The organism is Thalassobius vesicularis (genome assembly GCF_004799325.1).
Lineage (GTDB): Bacteria > Pseudomonadota > Alphaproteobacteria > Rhodobacterales > Rhodobacteraceae > Thalassobius > Thalassobius vesicularis.
The window spans coordinates 1-17,112 of the sequence record NZ_SSMD01000014.1; the positions used below are offsets into that span (position 1 = coordinate 1).

At 52.0% G+C, this 17,112-nt stretch carries 17 protein-coding genes and 2 pseudogenes; 12 read left to right on the forward strand and 7 right to left on the reverse strand.

Annotated features, from left to right (window positions below; all coding sequences use genetic code 11):
• From E7681_RS18335 to E7681_RS18345, 3 genes are all read right to left on the reverse strand, one after another.
• Positions 1-784, reverse strand: a 784-nt coding sequence (locus tag E7681_RS18335; RefSeq protein ID WP_136340716.1) for a plasmid partitioning protein RepB C-terminal domain-containing protein, incomplete at its 3' end; no start/stop codon positions are given.
• A complete protein-coding gene (locus E7681_RS18340) occupies positions 781-1,692 on the reverse strand; it encodes a plasmid partitioning protein RepB C-terminal domain-containing protein (protein ID WP_136340732.1) in 912 nt (303 codons plus the stop codon). The genes E7681_RS18340 and E7681_RS18335, both read right to left, overlap by 4 nt.
• Positions 1,692-3,266 carry a recombinase family protein gene (locus tag E7681_RS18345; protein WP_281277670.1) on the reverse strand — a complete coding sequence of 525 codons (1,575 nt, stop codon included), beginning with the start codon at positions 3,264-3,266 and terminating at the stop codon, positions 1,692-1,694. Before E7681_RS18345 ends, E7681_RS18340 begins: the two co-directional genes overlap by 1 nt.
• A 94-nt stretch (positions 3,267-3,360) precedes the next feature.
• Here E7681_RS18345 and E7681_RS18350 point away from each other — a divergent pair, with 94 nt between their 5' ends.
• The 5 genes and pseudogenes from E7681_RS18350 to E7681_RS18375 form a co-directional block, all read left to right on the forward strand.
• Complete coding sequence (locus E7681_RS18350; RefSeq protein WP_136340717.1) at positions 3,361-3,759, forward strand: hypothetical protein; 399 nt, start codon at positions 3,361-3,363, stop codon at positions 3,757-3,759.
• A 150-nt stretch (positions 3,760-3,909) separates the two neighbouring features.
• Positions 3,910-4,164 carry a ribbon-helix-helix domain-containing protein gene (locus tag E7681_RS18355; protein WP_136340718.1) on the forward strand — a complete coding sequence of 85 codons (255 nt, stop codon included), beginning with the start codon at positions 3,910-3,912 and terminating at the stop codon, positions 4,162-4,164.
• A 4-nt stretch (positions 4,165-4,168) separates the two neighbouring features.
• Positions 4,169-4,486, forward strand: coding sequence for a type II toxin-antitoxin system RelE/ParE family toxin (locus E7681_RS18360; protein ID WP_136340719.1), 318 nt, complete (start codon positions 4,169-4,171; stop codon positions 4,484-4,486).
• Between the two features lie 23 nt (positions 4,487-4,509).
• Entirely contained in the window at positions 4,510-4,779 is a 270-nt protein-coding gene (locus tag E7681_RS19435; RefSeq protein WP_211089831.1) for a hypothetical protein, read from the forward strand.
• Between the two features lie 244 nt (positions 4,780-5,023).
• Positions 5,024-5,517: pseudogene (locus E7681_RS18375) on the forward strand (DDE-type integrase/transposase/recombinase); the annotation flags it as partial.
• Positions 5,518-5,547: 30 nt separating this feature from the next.
• On the opposite strand, the gene E7681_RS18380 reads toward E7681_RS18375, so the two are convergent.
• A complete protein-coding gene (locus E7681_RS18380) occupies positions 5,548-6,231 on the reverse strand; it encodes a hypothetical protein (protein ID WP_136340723.1) in 684 nt (227 codons plus the stop codon).
• A gap of 367 nt (positions 6,232-6,598) precedes the next feature.
• Here E7681_RS18380 and E7681_RS18385 point away from each other — a divergent pair, with 367 nt between their 5' ends.
• The 4 genes from E7681_RS18385 to E7681_RS18400 all read left to right on the forward strand — a co-directional run bounded on the left by E7681_RS18385 (position 6,599) and on the right by E7681_RS18400 (position 11,908).
• A complete protein-coding gene (locus E7681_RS18385) occupies positions 6,599-7,222 on the forward strand; it encodes a spore coat protein U domain-containing protein (protein ID WP_168733252.1) in 624 nt (207 codons plus the stop codon).
• A gap of 258 nt (positions 7,223-7,480) precedes the next feature.
• Positions 7,481-8,203, forward strand: coding sequence for a fimbrial biogenesis chaperone (locus E7681_RS18390; RefSeq protein ID WP_211089832.1), 723 nt, complete (start codon positions 7,481-7,483; stop codon positions 8,201-8,203).
• A 31-nt stretch (positions 8,204-8,234) separates the two neighbouring features.
• Positions 8,235-11,438, forward strand: a complete 3,204-nt coding sequence (locus tag E7681_RS18395) for a fimbria/pilus outer membrane usher protein (RefSeq protein ID WP_168733254.1) — start codon at positions 8,235-8,237, stop codon at positions 11,436-11,438.
• Positions 11,429-11,908 carry a hypothetical protein gene (locus E7681_RS18400; protein WP_136340727.1) on the forward strand — a complete coding sequence of 160 codons (480 nt, stop codon included), beginning with the start codon at positions 11,429-11,431 and terminating at the stop codon, positions 11,906-11,908. Before E7681_RS18395 ends, E7681_RS18400 begins: the two co-directional genes overlap by 10 nt.
• A gap of 45 nt (positions 11,909-11,953) precedes the next feature.
• Here E7681_RS18400 and E7681_RS18405 read toward each other — a convergent pair.
• Positions 11,954-12,711 (reverse strand): IS5 family transposase gene (locus E7681_RS18405; RefSeq protein WP_136340728.1). Its coding sequence is split into 2 segments (ribosomal slippage): positions 11,954-12,375 and positions 12,375-12,711, totalling 759 coding nucleotides; the frame shifts between segments, so codons are not numbered across the junction.
• Positions 12,712-12,746: 35 nt separating this feature from the next.
• On the opposite strand from E7681_RS18405, the pseudogene E7681_RS18410 reads away from it, so the two are divergent.
• A pseudogene (locus tag E7681_RS18410) lies at positions 12,747-12,938 on the forward strand (transposase); the annotation flags it as partial.
• Between the two features lie 53 nt (positions 12,939-12,991).
• Here the strand turns inward: E7681_RS18410 and E7681_RS18415 are convergent.
• Positions 12,992-13,774, reverse strand: coding sequence for a COG3904 family protein (locus E7681_RS18415; RefSeq protein WP_136340729.1), 783 nt, complete (start codon positions 13,772-13,774; stop codon positions 12,992-12,994).
• A 9-nt stretch (positions 13,775-13,783) separates the two neighbouring features.
• Positions 13,784-15,094 (reverse strand): hypothetical protein, encoded by a 1,311-nt coding sequence (locus E7681_RS18420; RefSeq protein WP_136340734.1) that lies wholly within the window; start codon positions 15,092-15,094, stop codon positions 13,784-13,786.
• Between the two features lie 358 nt (positions 15,095-15,452).
• On the opposite strand from E7681_RS18420, the gene E7681_RS18425 reads away from it, so the two are divergent.
• Positions 15,453-15,878 (forward strand): MbcA/ParS/Xre antitoxin family protein, encoded by a 426-nt coding sequence (locus E7681_RS18425; RefSeq protein WP_246032547.1) that lies wholly within the window; start codon positions 15,453-15,455, stop codon positions 15,876-15,878.
• Positions 15,875-16,561, forward strand: a complete 687-nt coding sequence (locus tag E7681_RS18430) for an RES family NAD+ phosphorylase (RefSeq protein ID WP_136340731.1) — start codon at positions 15,875-15,877, stop codon at positions 16,559-16,561. Before E7681_RS18425 ends, E7681_RS18430 begins: the two co-directional genes overlap by 4 nt.
• The last annotated feature ends 551 nt before the right edge of the window (positions 16,562-17,112 follow it).

Genomic DNA, 17,112 nt, shown 5'->3' on the forward strand with positions numbered 1-17,112 from the left:
GCTTGGCGACATACCCCCGAAGCACGGTCAGCTGGAGATGGTCTTGGCCGTAGGTGTCCTGAATCTGGGTGATCCCTTCTTGAAGCCGGGCAAGCTCCTTTTCCATTCGTGCGACAGCTTGAGGTGTGACGCCCTTGATGCGTTTTGGCTTGTTTGCATCGACCAGCTGCGCCTGGGGCGTCCCCGCGAGGATTGCCGAGATGTAGGCCACAGAATAGTTGTTGGCGTTCACCATCAGTTCAGCAGCCTCGATCTGGCGCAAAGCGATCATCTTTCTCAAATGGGTGAACACGGCCGCCGTGCATGCTTTGTCTTTCAGAATGGCGATGGCCTCGGGGCAAATGCCGTCGAGCAGCTTGACCTTGCGTTGGATGCTGCGCGGGTTGAGATCCAGCGCGGCCGCGATCTTTTCCTCCGAGACACCGCGCTCGATCGCCTTCAGGATCATCCGGTGCTCCTGAATGGGCGCGATGCGGCTTATGCGCTTGTTGTATGTGAAGGCTTCGTCGTCGGTGGACACGAGGCACTCGACTTGTTCCTGGCCCAGATCCTTCAGCACTTCGATCCTGACATGACCGTCGAGTAGCAGCCAGCCGCCGCTAGCATCTCCGTTTCGCGCGACCACTGGTGGCTCGACCAATCCGATTTCCCGGATCGACGCCGTGATCTGAGTGTATTTTCGGCTGGATTTGATCGACTTGCTGAGGACCCTGACAGGAAGGATGTCAGCGACTGGGATCGTCACACAGTCGTTCTCAAAGCCGAGATGAACTTTCTTGATCATGGTGAAGCCCCCTCGGTGACGGAGCCCAGCAAGTAGCTGGGCATCGTGTCCAGTCCTTCCGCACGGAGCAGCGTTAGAAAGTGGTCATCCTCCATAAGGGTTCGGAATGCCTGGCAAATGAACAGGAGACGCCCCTGCGTCAGTTCTGCTTTCTTGATCAGAAGCTTCTGGCGGTCCGCTTCCTTTTGGTAGGCGCGCACCAACGCTTCGCTGGTCAGCGGTCGCCGGTAGTTCCCATCGCGCCCATATTTCTTGGGGTGCATCTTTTTTCCGCGTACCTCGCGCTGTTCGATCATGCGCCGTGCAGCAGCGAGTTTTTTCCCGCGTAGTTTCTTCTGCGTGTAGGCGTCCATCAACGCACGCTGCGCGCCTTCGGCATCGGTCTTCGATATGTCGATGGCGAGGTTGAGCGGCAGCAAACCCGTCTCGACGGCGGTGACGAGCCGCTCTTCGCCGCGCTCCAAAAGGCCCGCGATCATCCCGACGTAGTCCGGCGAAACGCCGATCTTGTCGCCGATTTGTCGGTCATTGTAACCGCGCTCGCGGAGCGTGCTGATTTCCCGCATTAGGTCGATCGGCCGATGCTGGCGACGCGCGCAATTCTCGACAAGGCTCATGACGAGGCAGTCGGCCTCATCGGCGTCGATGACAATGGCTGAGATGGCTTTCTGCTTCAACTGAATGAAGGCCTCGAGCCGACCCTGGCCGCAAACGAGATCGTACTCCTGCGGATCTGTCTCGGTGCGGCGTGTGACGGTAATCGGGCGCTTCAAACCGATCTTGGCGATGTTTTCCACCATGTCAGCAAACGTCCTGGGATTTCTGACCCTTGGATTGAGAATCCGAATGCGGTCGGTCGGGACCAAGGTGACCTCTGTCGGGTGATCATCTTCTGGTTTCTTTGCCATCATGCAGCCTCCGTCACCTTTTCCCGCCCGGCGAGGGCGTAGAAATCGTCTAGTCTTTCCGTTCGATAGGCATCGAGCCAAAGGCCATTCTGTTCGGCCATCTTCAGGCGCGCGTCGGTCATGTCGATGCTGGGCAGCAGGTAGTAATCGCGCGGCGCGTCGTTGGTTTCATTCATCCGCACCGCAATTGTGATGTCCGGAACGAGGCCGGAATCGAGACGAATGTGCCAGCGCAAAGATCCTGCTGCGGTAGCCTGACAGCGCGCCAGAACGACCGACACCGTGAATTCGTCATTCACGCGCAACAGCTGCGTGTCGGGGTCCTGCACAACGCGACCACCTTGGGTGGCCACGCCCTCGATGATTTCCTCAACGACCTGGGGGTGGGCCGCGCGCAGCGCATTGTTGATCTCGATGTAGCGGTAGTCCCGCTCTGGTTCATAGCCGATGAGGCGGTACGCGCGCAGCAGGCTGCCAAACCGGCTCCGGTAAGCACTGGACGAGGGCAGATCGTTCTCTTCATCGATGATCAGGCCGGACAGCTGGCCCTGCCGTTTCAGGATCGCCCGCAGGGCATCGAGCAACTCCTCGTCCGAGAAATGGCGGCTGCGGGCATCAACGATTTCCCGCGCTCGCAGAAACAGCGCTTTGTTGACGATGGCAGGATAGGCGCCCTCGGACCTAATCCACATATCTCGTGGATTCACGACACGGCGCTGCTTCAGCTTGAAGGACACCTTGTTGAAGACGTTGTTGCCGATGTATTTTTCGTTGGTCAGAACCTGATGGACGGACGCCCGCGTCCACGGCCGGTCGAGATCGGTGCGGTGACCTTCGGCGTTCAGCATGTCTGCGATCTCGCGCTCTGACCGACCCTCATTGGCAAACATCTCGTACATACGTTGGACGATGCGTTGCTCTTCCTCAGGACCGGGCACCAGAATAACGCGGTCAGTCTGCAGACTTTTTTGCTCGCCGCGGGACAATTCGCCTTTCGGGTTGCCGTGCTCGTCGATCAGCACCCGCCGCAGCCCGTAACCGGCAGCGCCACCCTGGCGATAGCCCAGCTCAACGAGACGACATTGCCCGGCAAAGACCTTGACCGATAGCTCGCGGCTGTATTCGCCCGCCATCACGCGCTTGACGGTTTTCAGAAGATTGGAGCCGATGCTGCCGTCGTTTTCGAACTGCTCACCGCAATAATGGACCCGGATCCCGGCGCGGGAGCAGACATGCTCGTGATAGGCGCCTTCGTCCGCATCCTGAAACCGCCCCCAGCGGCTGACGTCATAGACAAGGATCGCCTTGAAATCAGCCTGGCCGGATTGGACCTCGGCCATCAAATTCTGTAAGGCCTCTCGGCCATCGAGCCGCAAACCGGACCGACCGGAGTCTTCGAAAACGCGCAGGATCTGCAAGCCTCGGGCGGCGGCATAATTCCGGATGATATCGAGCTGGTTCTCGGTCGAGTATTTCTGGTGGTCGGTCGACATCCGCACATAGGCGACGGCAGGCACATCCGTTTCAGGCGGCTCGTCGCTCTTGTTGAAATGGGCCGCCCATCGACCAGTCACACGCGTATCCCCTCATTATTCCAAGCAAATTCATCGCTCCCGCCGGAATCAACGGTTGAATTCTTCGTGTCCATGTAAAGCGAAGGAGGGTGGAATGTCGTTTCCGAAAAAGGGCAAGTTCTTTCCAAGGGAAAGTGGATATAATGGAAAAGCGGAGCAGCCCGCGAGTGGCGGCTTTGTTGAAGAAATCGCGGCGGCGCTGAAACGGTCGCTTGGAGACAGCCGGGCCGGCGTCAAGACTGTGGCGGCCTGGACAGGCGCCAACGAGAAGACGGTGAAAAACTGGTTCTCTGGCACCTACGGTCCGAGCGGGGCGCACCTGATTGCGTTGTCGCAGCATTCTGATGAGGTGCTCGCCACGTTCTTGGCCATGGCGAGGCGGGAGGATCTGATGGTGGCCATCAAGCTTGCTGCGGCCGAGCAGGCGGTTGAAGAGCTCCTCGAGGCAGTGCGACAACTGAGCCGCGAAGAACCCGGTAGTACCGTCATCTGACACTTCCTCTCGGAGGGGGGCAAAAGTTCGGTCGGTCAATCGCGCGGAGGATTTCGATGTCATCCAGCGAGTGCACGGCGGATCCCTGAAGCTTGTAATGTGTGCGTTATTGGTTATATTGAACACAGAAAGTGAGAAAGGTGCCCCGCTATGTCCAGAACGACCACGATGACCGTCCGCCTCGGCGGAGCGTTGAGCGATTTCGTGTCGGCCAATGTGGGCGATGGCGGGTCCTATGAAAACGTCAGCGAATATATCAGAGACCTGATCCGGCGCGACAAGGAGCGTGCGGAGGCCGAAGCCTTCAACCGTCTGAAGGCCGAACTGGCCCACGCTTTCGCGGCGCCGGAAGAGACCTATCAGCCGCTGACCGCAGCCGAGGTGATCGCGCGGAACAGGGGCTGAGACAGTGCCCGCCATCCGGATCCAGGAAGGGGCGTCCCTTCGCATTGACGACATTTACCGCTACACCCGGGACAGATGGGGCGAAGATCAGGCCGAGACATACATCACCGGCCTGTTTGAAGCCTTCGACAAGATCGCCGCGCGCGGCGTTGCCTCGAAACCCGTTCCGGCCGAGTTTGAGGTCGAAGGCTTCTTCTTCCGGTACCAGCACCATTTCGTTTACTGGCGTCATCTGTCAAATGGCGACATCGGGATCGTGACAATCCTGCACGAGCGAATGCACCAACTGGATAGGTTTAAGGAGGACTTCGGGCTCGGTTGATCTGCCAAATCGTCCTTAGTTTGATGCCCGATGAGGAAAGTTCAGCGATGAAGGTACCCATCCTCAATTTCGCGCCGCTCCTTAAGTTCGAAGGCCTCTACATCCTCGATGCGGTATATCACGCGGCCGCCCAGCTTGATGAAACACGGGCCATCCCCGACCCAGCGCCATCGCTCGAGTGTCCTCGGACTGATTTTCCAGCGGGCGGCCAATTCGACTTGATTCAAACAACTTTCGCGCATTTTCGTCTCCTTTCGAACGACCCCAATGGTCGTGAAATGACGAATGCGTAGAAGTAAAACCTATTCAAGTCAGTATGTTACGGTTTTTGGGTCTACATTGAGGCGCCGCGGGTATGCCCTTGCTCGCCATGAAAGTCACTCGGGCCGTGCTTCCAGCCCGCCCATTGCGCAATTTCCGCCAGAATTGCGCAAAAATACGGAAGCTCCCTGATGAAGTTACAGTGGCACGGGAGAGGGTTCGCTATCTGACCTTTTCCCTCCGGTTTGTGTGCCCTATGATGTTAATGAAAAACACATCTTTCGTTTTACAAATCGCGAACGGCACTATCTGTGGCGGGCGGTTGATCACGAAGGCGAGGTGCTGGAGAGCGTCGTCACAAAGCGAAGAAACAAACGCGCGGCACTAAAAATGCTCAGGAATTGATGCGCAGGTTTGGTCAGCCGAACGTTCTGGTCACAGGCAAGTTTCCATCATATCGGGCGGCACTTCGTCAACTTGGATGTGATGATCTGCAAGCCTGTGGGCGCTGGCTGAACAACAGGGTTGAAAACTCGCACCTGTCATTCCGACGACGAGAACGCGCCATGCTACGGTTTTGTCGCATGCGGAGTTTGCAGAAATTCGCCGCCTTTCACGCCTCGGTCTGTAACCATTTCAACTCGGAGCGCAGCTTCTCTTCCAAACCAAATTTCAAACTGAACCGTACCGCCGCTCTTGCCGAGTGGCGCGGTCTCGGCGCGGCATTAGGGGCAGCATCACTGGCAAGGCGGACGAAACACCGGAACTGACTGGCAGCACCCCTTTCGGTGAGCTAAAAATCATTGAGAAGCTAGAAAATACCCTTTCAGTATTTTTTTAAGCTTATTGTAATAAAATGACGTTCCCCAGAGCGGATCATCGTCAAGACGTGCATTTAAAATGACTAGATCTAAGGAGGTCAAAACCCCGACTAATTCTTGCTGGTCAACTTTGTAATTTTGGGTTTTTTGATTTTGGGAAAAGTATTCCTCAATAATTGACGCAATTTCAGGTAGGTGTGGGTGGAATTCCTTATGTGCCAAATTGTTTTCTTTATACAGCATCTGGATAATTTCATTGGGAATAGTGCAGTTTGCACCAAAGAAGACATCCGCAGTGTATTTGCAGAAGTCGTCTAAATCCAGTTCCTGCTCGGAGAGATATTTTTTGTAAACTTTGACAGAGAGAAGGCAAGTCATCTGATAACCTTTGAGCAAGAAGCCTGTGTAACCTTCGAAGAGCCTGAAAAAAGTAGATCGTGAGTATCCTGCCTTTTGAACTAGATCCATGAGGTTGAACCCTTTCAGACTCTTGGATCGAGCGATCAGGCGCATTGCAGCCACAAGAAAAGAGACAAATCGATCATCAGGCACGTGTGTAGCCGCGACCGCTTCAATTTCAGGCATCCAGACCTCGATCAGCTGGTCCGAGGTGTAATTCTGGGAAGCGAAGTCGAAGTCAATAATGGCTGGGGGCAGTGTCATGTCGAACTACTTTTAGGTTTCTGACAGCAAAGGCACAGATTTGGTCAACGAGCAGGGTTCTACCTAGACCTACATGCCAAGTCTGCTCACGAATATCGTATAAGCGGGATGGTCGTCAATCCTCAACCAGTGTCACAAATAATAAAATAATAACAATTGCTTAAGGTGATTTTTATGGCCGCGGTTTCAAGCTCTGGCTAGACGTATTGACCGATTGGTAAAAAGCTGGGAACCAGTTAGTGCGGCTCAACAATCGAGCGGCCCGGGTTTTGCATCTCCGCCAGCGGCAGTTCAGAATCCCATTATGCCCGGCCAAAAATTTGGCTCGTTTGGCCAACCGAAATCGAGTACACAATGGAGTACACACATGAAGAATCTACTTAAAGGCGCCATTGCAGTTATCCTGAGCACTGCTCCGGTCGCAGCCCTCGCCGAGACAACTCAAGGCAACTTGAATATTAGTGCCACCGTCGGTGTGACCTGTGATGCGCCGTCGCCGTCCGGCACCCTGGTCTTGCCGTTTTCGGCAGAGCAAGACCTGGCCACTCAGAGCGTTGCAGACACACCAGTGACAGTGTCGGTCACCTGTTATGGCAACCCGCTGATTAATCACGTTTCTTTCGACAATGGCATTTACCGCGGCATCGTAACTGAAGCTGAAGATAATATTCGCTACATGCGAAACAGCAATTTGACTGGTTCGCAAAAAGACTTTCTTGGCTATCGGCTGTGGGCGCTTCCCTATGAAGAGCCGTCCTCCATTACTGTTGCAACGGAAGGTCCCACGATGGGTACTGGAACTCTCATCGCTAACGATAACGTCATGGATATTATGACCCAAGGCTCCGCTACTTTCACGGTGACCGGCGCAATCCAAGAAACTTCGGAGCGTACTGGTGTGTTTGGGAATCCGCAACTCGTGGCCAGCTCTGGCAACGTTAATCATGGCTCCTACAGCGATACCGTCGTCATGACCATCGATTACAACTAAGTTCATAGCCCGCGCGATGATTTTGCAGCATTGCGCGGGTTTTGCCGTGAGCGCGTTGGTCATAGGTCGGTTCCGTTGCATGCAAATTCCATTGTGCATTTAGCGCAGTCATTTGGCGTAAGCGGCGCGGTCATTCGAAACGGCGACCATTGAACAGTGTGGGCACTTAGGTTGGATTCTGATAAGGACCTCGCCTTTTAGGGCATTGCCACGGCCGAAATGAATCCACGGATATCTTGATCAGGTTGAGTGACGGAAATGCCGAAGGGCATGCTACTCAATGAGGAAAATATGAAGCTAACGACACTCCTTCTGGCAGCGAGTCTTTTCACCCTTTCAGCTTTACAGCTTTCCGCGGGCACGCGTATCGACAATGTCGTAATGGATGTGGATTCCAGGGGCCGGGCTTCGGCCGAAATCACCAATATCAGCGATCAGCGTATGGGCTATGTGCTAACGCCCTATGAATGGAAAATCGACGAAGGCGAAGACATTTTCAGCGAAACAAAGCAGTTTATGGCCTTGCCACCGACGTTTCAACTTGGGCCTGGCGAAACGATCACTGTTCGGGTTGGTTTTCGCAATCCAACGCCAGCCAAGGTTGAGCGCACCTTCCGCCTTTCTGTCCGCGAAGTGCCCAATGAGACTGCGGAACAAGGGCTAACATTTGCCTATAATCATATGTTACCAGTCTACGTCGCACCGACGGGTGGCAGGCAGCCCTCCAATATTGAATGGTCCCTTATTCTGCGTGAAGGATCTTGGTACGTACGCGCTGAGAACAAGGGAAACTCACGAGCGGTGTTGAAATCTTTATCGGTAGATGGAAAGCAAGTCGCAACAAGCTCGAAAGCTACAATTCTTGCTCAGTCTTGGCGCGAATATGCGGTTCCTTCTTCCGCAGAATCCAATGGTCGTTCTGAGCTTGCATATGAGTTCCTTGGCGGAATGCGAGGGTCTCTGACGGTTGATGCAAAATGAAAGCCCAGGACGATTAGCCTTGGGAGGCACTATGTACAACCGACTGTTACCTAAAACTGCAATATCAGTAATCGGCATTCTCGCATTGTTTGAATGCGTCGCCGTTGCTGGGCCTGTGTCTCTTGGTAATATCCAAACCGAAGCTGATCAATCGAATGCAGAAATTCAAACGGAGGCCTTTCCTTTGCTGGATGAGGGGGCGGAATTGAATGTTGAACAATCTTCAAACCTTTCTTTCGACTCCAAAAATAGTAAAGTGATAGCCGCTCCTGGATTGAATAAAACCCATGAGGCGACTCCTAGTGAAAATGATCATAGGTCATTGACGCAAACTTCAGCAAAGCTCGAAGATAATGCCGTAAACGGTGACGATACTGTATTGGCTTCTGCGATTGAGGAAAATTCTGGCAGAGAGAAGCCCGCGAACTTTCAAATGTGTCTCTCGGCGGTAGAAAGTGCTCAGAGAATAACAGCCGGAATACCTGATGGATTACTATTAGCTATCGCGCAAACTGAGTCTGGGCGCCATTACAATGGAGAATTCGGTCCCTGGCCGTGGACTTTGAACATTTCGGGAGAAGGACATTTTTTTGATAGTCAGGCAGCCGCAATCAGTGCGGCTACAAGTGCTTTGGAGCTTGATGAAGGCAATGTTGATCTTGGATGTATGCAAATTAGTGAAACGTGGCATGGTTGGGCTTTCCCTAATCTGGACAAGATGATCGACCCATTTGAAAATGCAAAATATGCAGCATCTTACATCATGAGTCTTTATTCGCTACATGGCACATGGCGTGACGCCATTGCTAAGTACCATTCAACCAATCCCGCGCGAGGCTTTTCTTATGCAGCCCGTGTTCTTGAAAATTGGCGTCGTGAACCAGCTGGAGCCGCTTTCGTTGCGGGTGACGACAGTCTTTCTGATGTACCGCGTTTGGCAGCCAAACTTGGGAATCTTCCTTTGCTCGGAAGCATTGAGGCCCAATTTTTTGTCTCAGTTCAGATATCCAAGCGCTTCACAGTGGATTCAGCGTTAGCTGTTAGGGATGTCGACGGTGGACTTTACGTATCGTTGGATGACCTTCGTGATGTCCCGTTTCGAGACCGCTACAGTTTACCTCTTGTAGCTTATGACGATACTGTTCTGGTTGACCTCAGAGATCGCAACAATTTCCGGGTTAATTTAAACGAGGCAGATTCCCACCTTGATATCATTGCAAGCGGTGACGTTTTTTTTGAACAGAGAATGCGGTCTGGGGATAAAGTAACACCAGAAGAGATAACGACGCGTCCTAAAGGGATGCATTTGAACTACAGCTTGGCAGGTAGTTTCGACTTAGGCAACGTAAATGGGGTGAATGCGACTTTTGATGTCGTCAGCTACTGGGAAAATAAAACCCTACGCTCGTTTTTTCACGTTGATGAGAACTTGTCGTGGACGCGGTTAGCGACGAACTTTACTATCGACAATTATGAAAAGCGCAGGTCTCTAGTTCTTGGCGACACAACTACCCCGTCCGGCTCTACTTGGGGTGCCAGCCATCCGATTCTCGGACTGAGGTGGAGCACAAACAATGTGCTGGATCCTTCTTTCTCCACATTGTCTGATTACTCTATATTTGGTGTCACTGACATTCCTGCGGTGGCGAAATTTTCGGCGGACGGAAGGGTTGTAAGTGAAATCGAACTTGAACCCGGCTCTTACATTTTTGAAGATTTGCCCTTTCCTGATCAGTACGGAGAATTGACGTTAAGTGTCGAGGATATCCAGGGACATGTGCAATATTTTAAAGTTCCGTACATCCGTATTCCAAAGCTATTTCCCAAAGGGACGCATTCTTTCGACTACGGTATTGGGTTTGAGAAGATTTCATCTAGTTCACCGTTCGGTGAATTTGGCGGTCTCGTTGGGGCAGCTACCCATCGTTATGGGTTCACGGATACGCTCACAGGCGAAATACATGGGTCTGTAAGTTCTGGATCAATTTCAATAGGTGTGACTGGTGACTTCGCACTCTTGGAAAGAAATACTTTTTTATCTTTGAATGCGGCGGCGTCTCTTTCAAAGTACGGTACCGGGTTTCAAGCGGGTTTATCATTTAATCAAATCAATCCTAATGCAAGCTATCTGGCGAATGGATCGCTTATTTACACGTCGGAAGATTTCTATCTGGGGACAACTAAGCCAACTATGCGCGAGGGGCGAGGTGGTGAGCGTTGGTCATTACGTTTAACTAGTTCGCTTGGTGGCTTATTACCCCTATCTCTTAACTACCAGTTTAATGATAACTGGCTTGGAGAAAAGTCACATACTGTGAGTGCTGCTCGAAGCTGGTCATTGAGCGATGATTGGAGCCTTTCGACCAGTGCGGCTCATAGATATACTGATACAGGAACTTCGAGTGCTTTATTTGTCGGTCTTTCCAAAAGCTTTGGAAAAGAGCGACCAATTAATGCCTTTTTTTCGGGTTCCTATTCGGATGATGCCCGATATCTTCAGGCTAGTCTTCAAAGAGCAAAAGGGGTTGGCACAGGTTGGGGGTATTATGGCAATATCCAATCGAATCCCAAGAGTGCCGGTATAGACAATGCCAGATTTAGCTTTGTAGGGGAAAATCAAAAAATACAATATTCTGCGAATACCAGTATAAGCAACGGAGAATTCAATATAAGCGCTATGGTGTCTGGTTCATTTGGTTACTTGGGAGGAGAGACTTTTGCAGCTGCAAGGCTGGATTCGCCATATGTTTTAGTTCGAACTGGAGAGGCACATCAAATTCCGATTCAGTTAAACTACACGAATTTAGGTGAGACAGGTTCAGATGGCGAATTGATCGGGGATGGGTTGTTGCCATTTTCGAGAAATAGAATTGCCTTTAAACCAGAAGATCTCGGGTTCGATTTTTCCCTATCCGGGATCGATTATGAGCAGACAATTGTTCCGGTTTCAATGGGCGGTTACATAGTTGATTTTCCAATTGTCGAGCAGTTTCCTGCAACTGTCACACTGGTTGATAGTGTCGGTCGTCCTTTGCCGGCGGGATCGGTTGTATTAAATGCTGATACTAAGGAGGAGGTTGGAGTCACTTTGGACGGGATGGCTTTTTTCGAAAATATAAAAAATGGGCATCGTCTGGAGGTAGACATGGGACGCTTTGGTATTTGCAGAGCAGAAGTTCAGTTAACGCTCGATTTTGAAAAATTCAGTGAAATAGGACCCTTCGTGTGCGTTTGACCTTGGTTTGTCTAGGATTGCTTTTTATGGTGTCTGGTCCAGTTTGCGCTCGTATTACCTGCGCGCCGTTATCTGGCTCAGTGTCGCTTGGGAGAATTAACAGTCAACCTGCGTTCAAATCGTATAAGTCTTCGTTTTCGATATTGTGCTCCAATACAGGAAGTGCACACGATAAGAAAGTAATGGTGGTGAATTTTGGTGGCGCTGTAAAAAAAGTTAAAAATATTCTAAGCGGTACTTCTATTCCGATTAGTGTCGTCTTTGATGATAGAATGCAGACTTCTGAATTGCCCATTTGTCTCAGCGTTTCGCTTGGCCCGGGAAAAAATAAAGTTTTTGATTTGCCAATTATGATTCGAATGTCGCTGAAAGGGCAGAGTCATGGAATTTACGAAGCAAATATTCCCCTTAAAGTTGTTGCTTTAGAGAATTATGAATTCGAAAATGAACGTTGTCTTTCGTACAAATAACGGAGGGAGTTTTTCAGAGCGATGGCCCTTGAGTAGGGTCAGGAGTCATCGCCAACAGATGACGGCTGCGGTGAGTGCGATGGCTGAGAGGAAGACCTTCGGGCATCTGTCGTATCGTGTTGCGACACGCCACCAATCCTTGAGCCTGCCGAACATGATTTCGATCCGATTGCGACGTTTGTATCGGCGCTTGTCGTACTTGACGGTTTTCTTGCGCTGTTTTCGGCCTGGGATGCATGCGCGTATCCCTCTGTCTTTCAACGCTTCTCTGAACCAGCCGGCATCATAGCCGCGTTCCCCGAGCAGCCAGTCGACTTTGGGTAGGCTGCTCAACAATGCCCCTGCGCCGATGTAGTCACTGACCTGCCCAGCCGACATGAAGAACCTGATCGGGCGGCCTTTCGTGTCGGTCACCGCGTGGAGTTTGGTATTCATTCCACCCTTCGTCCGGCCGATCAGACGTCCAAGCCCCCCTTTTTCGCCCGCAGGCTCGAGGCCGTGCGGTGTGCTTTCAGGTAGGTCGCATCAATCATGATGGTCGTCGGTTCTGCCGCTTCGGCTGCCAGCCCCTCGAAGATCCGAGCGAATACGCCCATCTCGCTCCATCGCTTCCAACGGTTGTAGAGGGTTTTGGGTGGACCGTATTCCTTCGGCGCATCGCACCAGCGCAAGCCATTGCGATTGATGAAGATTATGCCGCTCAGAACACGCCGATCATCGACGCGCGGCTTACCGTGGCTCTTTGGAAAGAATGGCTGAAGACGCACCATCTGCTCTTCGGACAGCCAGTAAAGGTTGCTCATCATGCTCTCCCTCAGTTGGAGAGCGTGAATCATGCCCCCAGCGGCGGAGCAAGGCGCGCAAAATCCCGGTCAAATACGACAAACGCCGCTACAAACGTCGAAACCGGATCGAGATCATGTTTGGCAGGCTCAAGGACTGGCGGCGGGTCGCGACCCGCTACGACAGATGCCCAAAGGTCTTCCTATCTGCCATCGCGTTGGCTGCTACTGTGCTGTTCTGGTTATGAGTCCTGAGCCTAGATCACATCGAAGACGTTGAAATTATTGATAGAAAAGGGCGCTACTGGTTCTCGATGAATTCGGTCGCCAAACGGGTTTCTAATAGCTCACTTTTTACCAGAACATAAATATCGTTAGGCGGTGTATTGAGAGAATACAGCATAAGACTTGGGTCAATACCCATCTCAATTAGGTAGGCCATGGTTATACCTTGACCATGCTGAATTTTTTCCACCGCCAAGAATGCAGGTAATAAACTCGGCGTGTCATAGTAATGTTGATGAAGCCCTAAAGCTGCGCCCAAAAAGGCTGTGCGTTTTGATCCAGCGGCGAAAATATATGGGCATGAGGAAACACATATCATGCCCGGCAATACCGTCGTTTCAAATTCTTCTTCGTTTATTTTTTTCCCAATCAAAAGCGCCTCATAAACGACCCCGCCCGGGCTATTGAGTGCGATGACATCAGGTCTGTGTTCGAGTTCCTGTAAAAATGCGGTTAGACGCTCAGCGTCTCCAGCGTCAATGCTCCCTTGTAACAACAGGACTTCGCCAAAGTGTTTTGAGTTTACCACTGAAAACTGTAACCGTTCTGCAAATTCTTCAGGCAGCTCGATCTCTGGACGCTCGACATAGCTTGGTTGTGTTCTGATACGTTCATATTTTCTGACCTGATCACCAGGGGCCACTGGACCGCTTGGCTGGGGTCGCTCAAAGAGGTTCGGGCGCTCTATCCGAGCAGATATGTCGTTGAACATTAGCAGGCATGCAACACAACATTGCAGTATCAGTATCGCACGCAGGCCAAAGGCCATGCTGAACCAACGATTGCGCCTGAAAATCATTCTATCGTCCTAGGTCTCTGATTTTTCGTTGGTTGGTTCGTTTATCGTTTCGCTAACAAGTGCGCCTCGTCTCTGAATTGCCGTATCCGCAGCTCCCATCGACGCCTCGACATCTCGCATCGCGTTGATTGCCGCCTTCAAATCGGAGAGCGTCAAGGTTTCTTCGATGCTCAAACCGTCACGACCATTTCGAATGGCCGATTGTGTGATGGCTAACACAAATACCAAAATCGCGGGCAATAAGTCGATTGCAATGGCGCCCGCCCACGATGGGACAAAGCTTCCTGCATAGCGAATAACTGCGTCTGCCGCTGAGATAGGATTATATGCTGTCTCCTGAGGGGGGGTAATTGCCAATACCTCATCAGCAGCACGCTTGAGGGTTTTGCTTCTCTGGTCCAATGCGTTCAGGACTGAAGAGATGGTCGAAGATTGTGCATTGCGAACAGTTGCACTGCGGCCATCTAAATCAGGCAAAACTACTGAGGAAGGTAAATCTTCTGCCGCACGCGCGACCAGTTGTGCGACGGAGTATTGATTGAGATTTGCAATGACGCCTGCCAACCTCACGCTCTCTTCGGAGAAGGCAACAGATCTCTGTTCAACAGCTCCCGCTGCCACTGTAAGTCCGCGCATGCGACCAAGTATGGCGTTTCCAACTTCAAATGCTTCTTCGATGAGTGGCTGTTGTTCTTGAATTTGACCTTCGAGATTACGAAGCTCCTCTGTTTTCTGGGTTAGCACTCGAAAAACAGCGCCTTCTCCGGCTGTACCCGACAGATTTCCTGATTTTTCCTGATCGGCTAGAGCCTCAAAGGCTTCGCGTGCCCGCTGAACTTCGCGCCCCAGCGCTTGACCGGATAAAGCGATATCGTGGGCTTGTTCCAGAGCTGCCTGATAATCCCGTACCGTCATATCCAAGTGCTGCTCAACGGCAGCAGAACCAGCCAGTGCGGCGGCATTCAGCCAGCTCGACATGGCTACGATTGCTAAAGATCCTACACATGTTGAAACGGTGAGCCCGATCAGGCCGGCTGCGCTCCGCATCGATGGAAGCAGCCGCATCATGTAGCTCCAGAACACAAAAATCCCGACTGATACGGCGATTGAGTAGGCAACCGCTGCGAAGAAACTCATCGCACCATTGTCTTCGAGTAAAGACGAGACTCCTAAGTAGGTATATATCCCGGAAGCAATTGCTAATATGCCCAGTGCCGCCGACGTAAAAGTATCGAGCCAGATCAAATGCCCTTCGAGCTCTTTAGCTGTACGCAGCCCTTTGGTTTCATCGGCTGTGAGTCTTTGATTGGGCGTGTCCATTTGGGAGCCTCGAGTGGTTTTCTGGAACTGGTATGCCATCAATATCTCGCCCTATCTGCCGACATGCAATCGTGTTACCTAAATTCTTGCGAGGGACGTGATCTGCCCCCCGAGGCTCCCTCATTCATAACGAGAGTCTGCGGGTCTGGTGCACCGCTCTCCAACCTTGGACTGCCGGAAGCTGGATTTTTCCGGCTCCTTCACGAGATGACCGGCTGGTGACGCCATCGGGATAATGCATGACTGAAGCCACCCCGTTACCGAAGTCCTGGCCCTAGTGCTGCTTTCAAAGCGTAATAGTTGCGCAGAAACTGGCAGGATAGATTGATGTTTGATATCTGATCAAATCTTGACATTTGTGTATTTTGTGAACAAATTGGTGTTGGAGGTGTCTACCATGCCATCAACGACGACTGATAAAGCTACAAGCCGTAAGGACCTGACGGGGCCGGCATTGCGCACGTTTTTCCGGATTTCAGATGCGTGGAAGTTGCAAGAGCAAGAGCAGATGCGCTTGCTCGGGCTGGAGAGCAGGTCAACGTTTCAGTCTTGGAAGCGGGGCAGTGTGTCAACGATCCCAAAGGATGCGCTGGAGCGCATCTCTTACGTTTTGGGGATCTACAAGGGCCTGCACATCCTTCTTCCGCAGACTGCTGACGACTGGGTTCGAAAGCCTAACGCTGCCAAAACGTTTAGTGGTCGTTCTGCCTTGGACCGGATGATGTCCGGTAACGTTGCGGACCTCTTTGTCGTTCGGCAATACGTTGATGCGCAACGCGGATGATCGAAGAAATCCAAACGAGCAACATTGCATGGCAACCTTGCTTTCGTATCGTGCCAAGCCGCTTCCCCCCAATCAGCCTCTTTGAGGCCGTTGCGGATCCGGCGGACCTTGATGCGGTATATGAAATCGAGGCGATGACCAATGATAGGCTCCGCGACGAGGTCGGCGACCTTGCCTTGGTGGCACCGGAGGACCGAATAGCTGGTCCAGGTACTTCCGCTATCATGGCTGCTTTCACACATCTCAATCCTGAGGGTGATCGCTTCACAAACGGCACTTTCGGCGTGTTCTATGCAGGTAAGTCGATCGAGACAGCCGTTGCAGAAACTAAGTATCACCGTATCAAATTCATGCAGGCAACCAACGAGCCAGCGCAGGAACTTGATATGCGCGTCTACGCCGTTGATCTGATTGCTGATCTTCACGACATCCGAGGTATGCGGTCCAGCCAACCTGCTTACTATCACCCAACAAGCTATGGGATATCACAGGATTTGGCGCTCCAGCTTCGTGAGAGTGGGGCGAACGGGATCGCATACATGAGTGTTAGGGACGAGGGTGGTGAATGCGCTGCCGTTTTCCGGCCTCGGCTTCTGTCTAACTGTCGTCAGGAGCGCCACCTCTGTTACGTCTGGGATGGAAAAACAATTTCGACCATCTACGAGAAAAAAACGTTCACCTGAAATTCGTGAAGTTGGCATAGAATTTGCTGTCTGTCTCGTTTAGGCTAGTAAAATCGCGAACTCAGATACGCTTTAATGATTACAATGACTTACGGGGCAGAGAGAGTTGGGTGCCAGAAACATCTCCTCCGCCACTTGCACATTGCAAACCCGAGATAAGGTCCCTGACGGGGCCTTTTTTCTTTTTGTTTCAAAGTGGTTTAGCGAGGCTATCCGACTTTCGGAGACTGGTATTTCCGCCGAAATCCGTCTCTGAACGCCCCTGGTCTCTTTCCATCCGCCCTTCATCCAAATCGAGGCGGATTCAAAAAGCGTCGACTTTTCAGTGATTTGATGAAATCTAACTACGCCGCAGTTGAAGCGGGTGTATCTGCTTTCGATGCGAACAGAGACACCCGAAGGCGGCGTGGTTGTGCGGGGTGTCGCCCGTGTCGGAGACGTACGTGGTAATTGTTAGTTGTCGCTTAAGTAGGTAAGCAGTCTACCTACGCAGCAGCCCCACTTGGACGTCGAGCAAGCGCACGCCTTCATCGACGAGCGAAAAGCCACGT

Coding starts and splice junctions, on each gene's coding strand:
- E7681_RS18340 (WP_136340732.1), bottom strand. CDS start 1,692: ATGGCAAAGAAACCAGAAGATGATCACCCGACAGAGGTCACCTTGGTC.
- E7681_RS18350 (WP_136340717.1), top strand. CDS start 3,361: ATGTCGTTTCCGAAAAAGGGCAAGTTCTTTCCAAGGGAAAGTGGATAT.
- E7681_RS18355 (WP_136340718.1), top strand. CDS start 3,910: ATGTCCAGAACGACCACGATGACCGTCCGCCTCGGCGGAGCGTTGAGC.
- E7681_RS19435 (WP_211089831.1), top strand. CDS start 4,510: ATGCCCGATGAGGAAAGTTCAGCGATGAAGGTACCCATCCTCAATTTC.
- E7681_RS18380 (WP_136340723.1), bottom strand. CDS start 6,231: ATGACACTGCCCCCAGCCATTATTGACTTCGACTTCGCTTCCCAGAAT.
- E7681_RS18385 (WP_168733252.1), top strand. CDS start 6,599: ATGAAGAATCTACTTAAAGGCGCCATTGCAGTTATCCTGAGCACTGCT.
- E7681_RS18390 (WP_211089832.1), top strand. CDS start 7,481: ATGCCGAAGGGCATGCTACTCAATGAGGAAAATATGAAGCTAACGACA.
- E7681_RS18395 (WP_168733254.1), top strand. CDS start 8,235: ATGTACAACCGACTGTTACCTAAAACTGCAATATCAGTAATCGGCATT.
- E7681_RS18415 (WP_136340729.1), bottom strand. CDS start 13,774: ATGATTTTCAGGCGCAATCGTTGGTTCAGCATGGCCTTTGGCCTGCGT.
- E7681_RS18420 (WP_136340734.1), bottom strand. CDS start 15,094: ATGGACACGCCCAATCAAAGACTCACAGCCGATGAAACCAAAGGGCTG.
- E7681_RS18430 (WP_136340731.1), top strand. CDS start 15,875: ATGATCGAAGAAATCCAAACGAGCAACATTGCATGGCAACCTTGCTTT.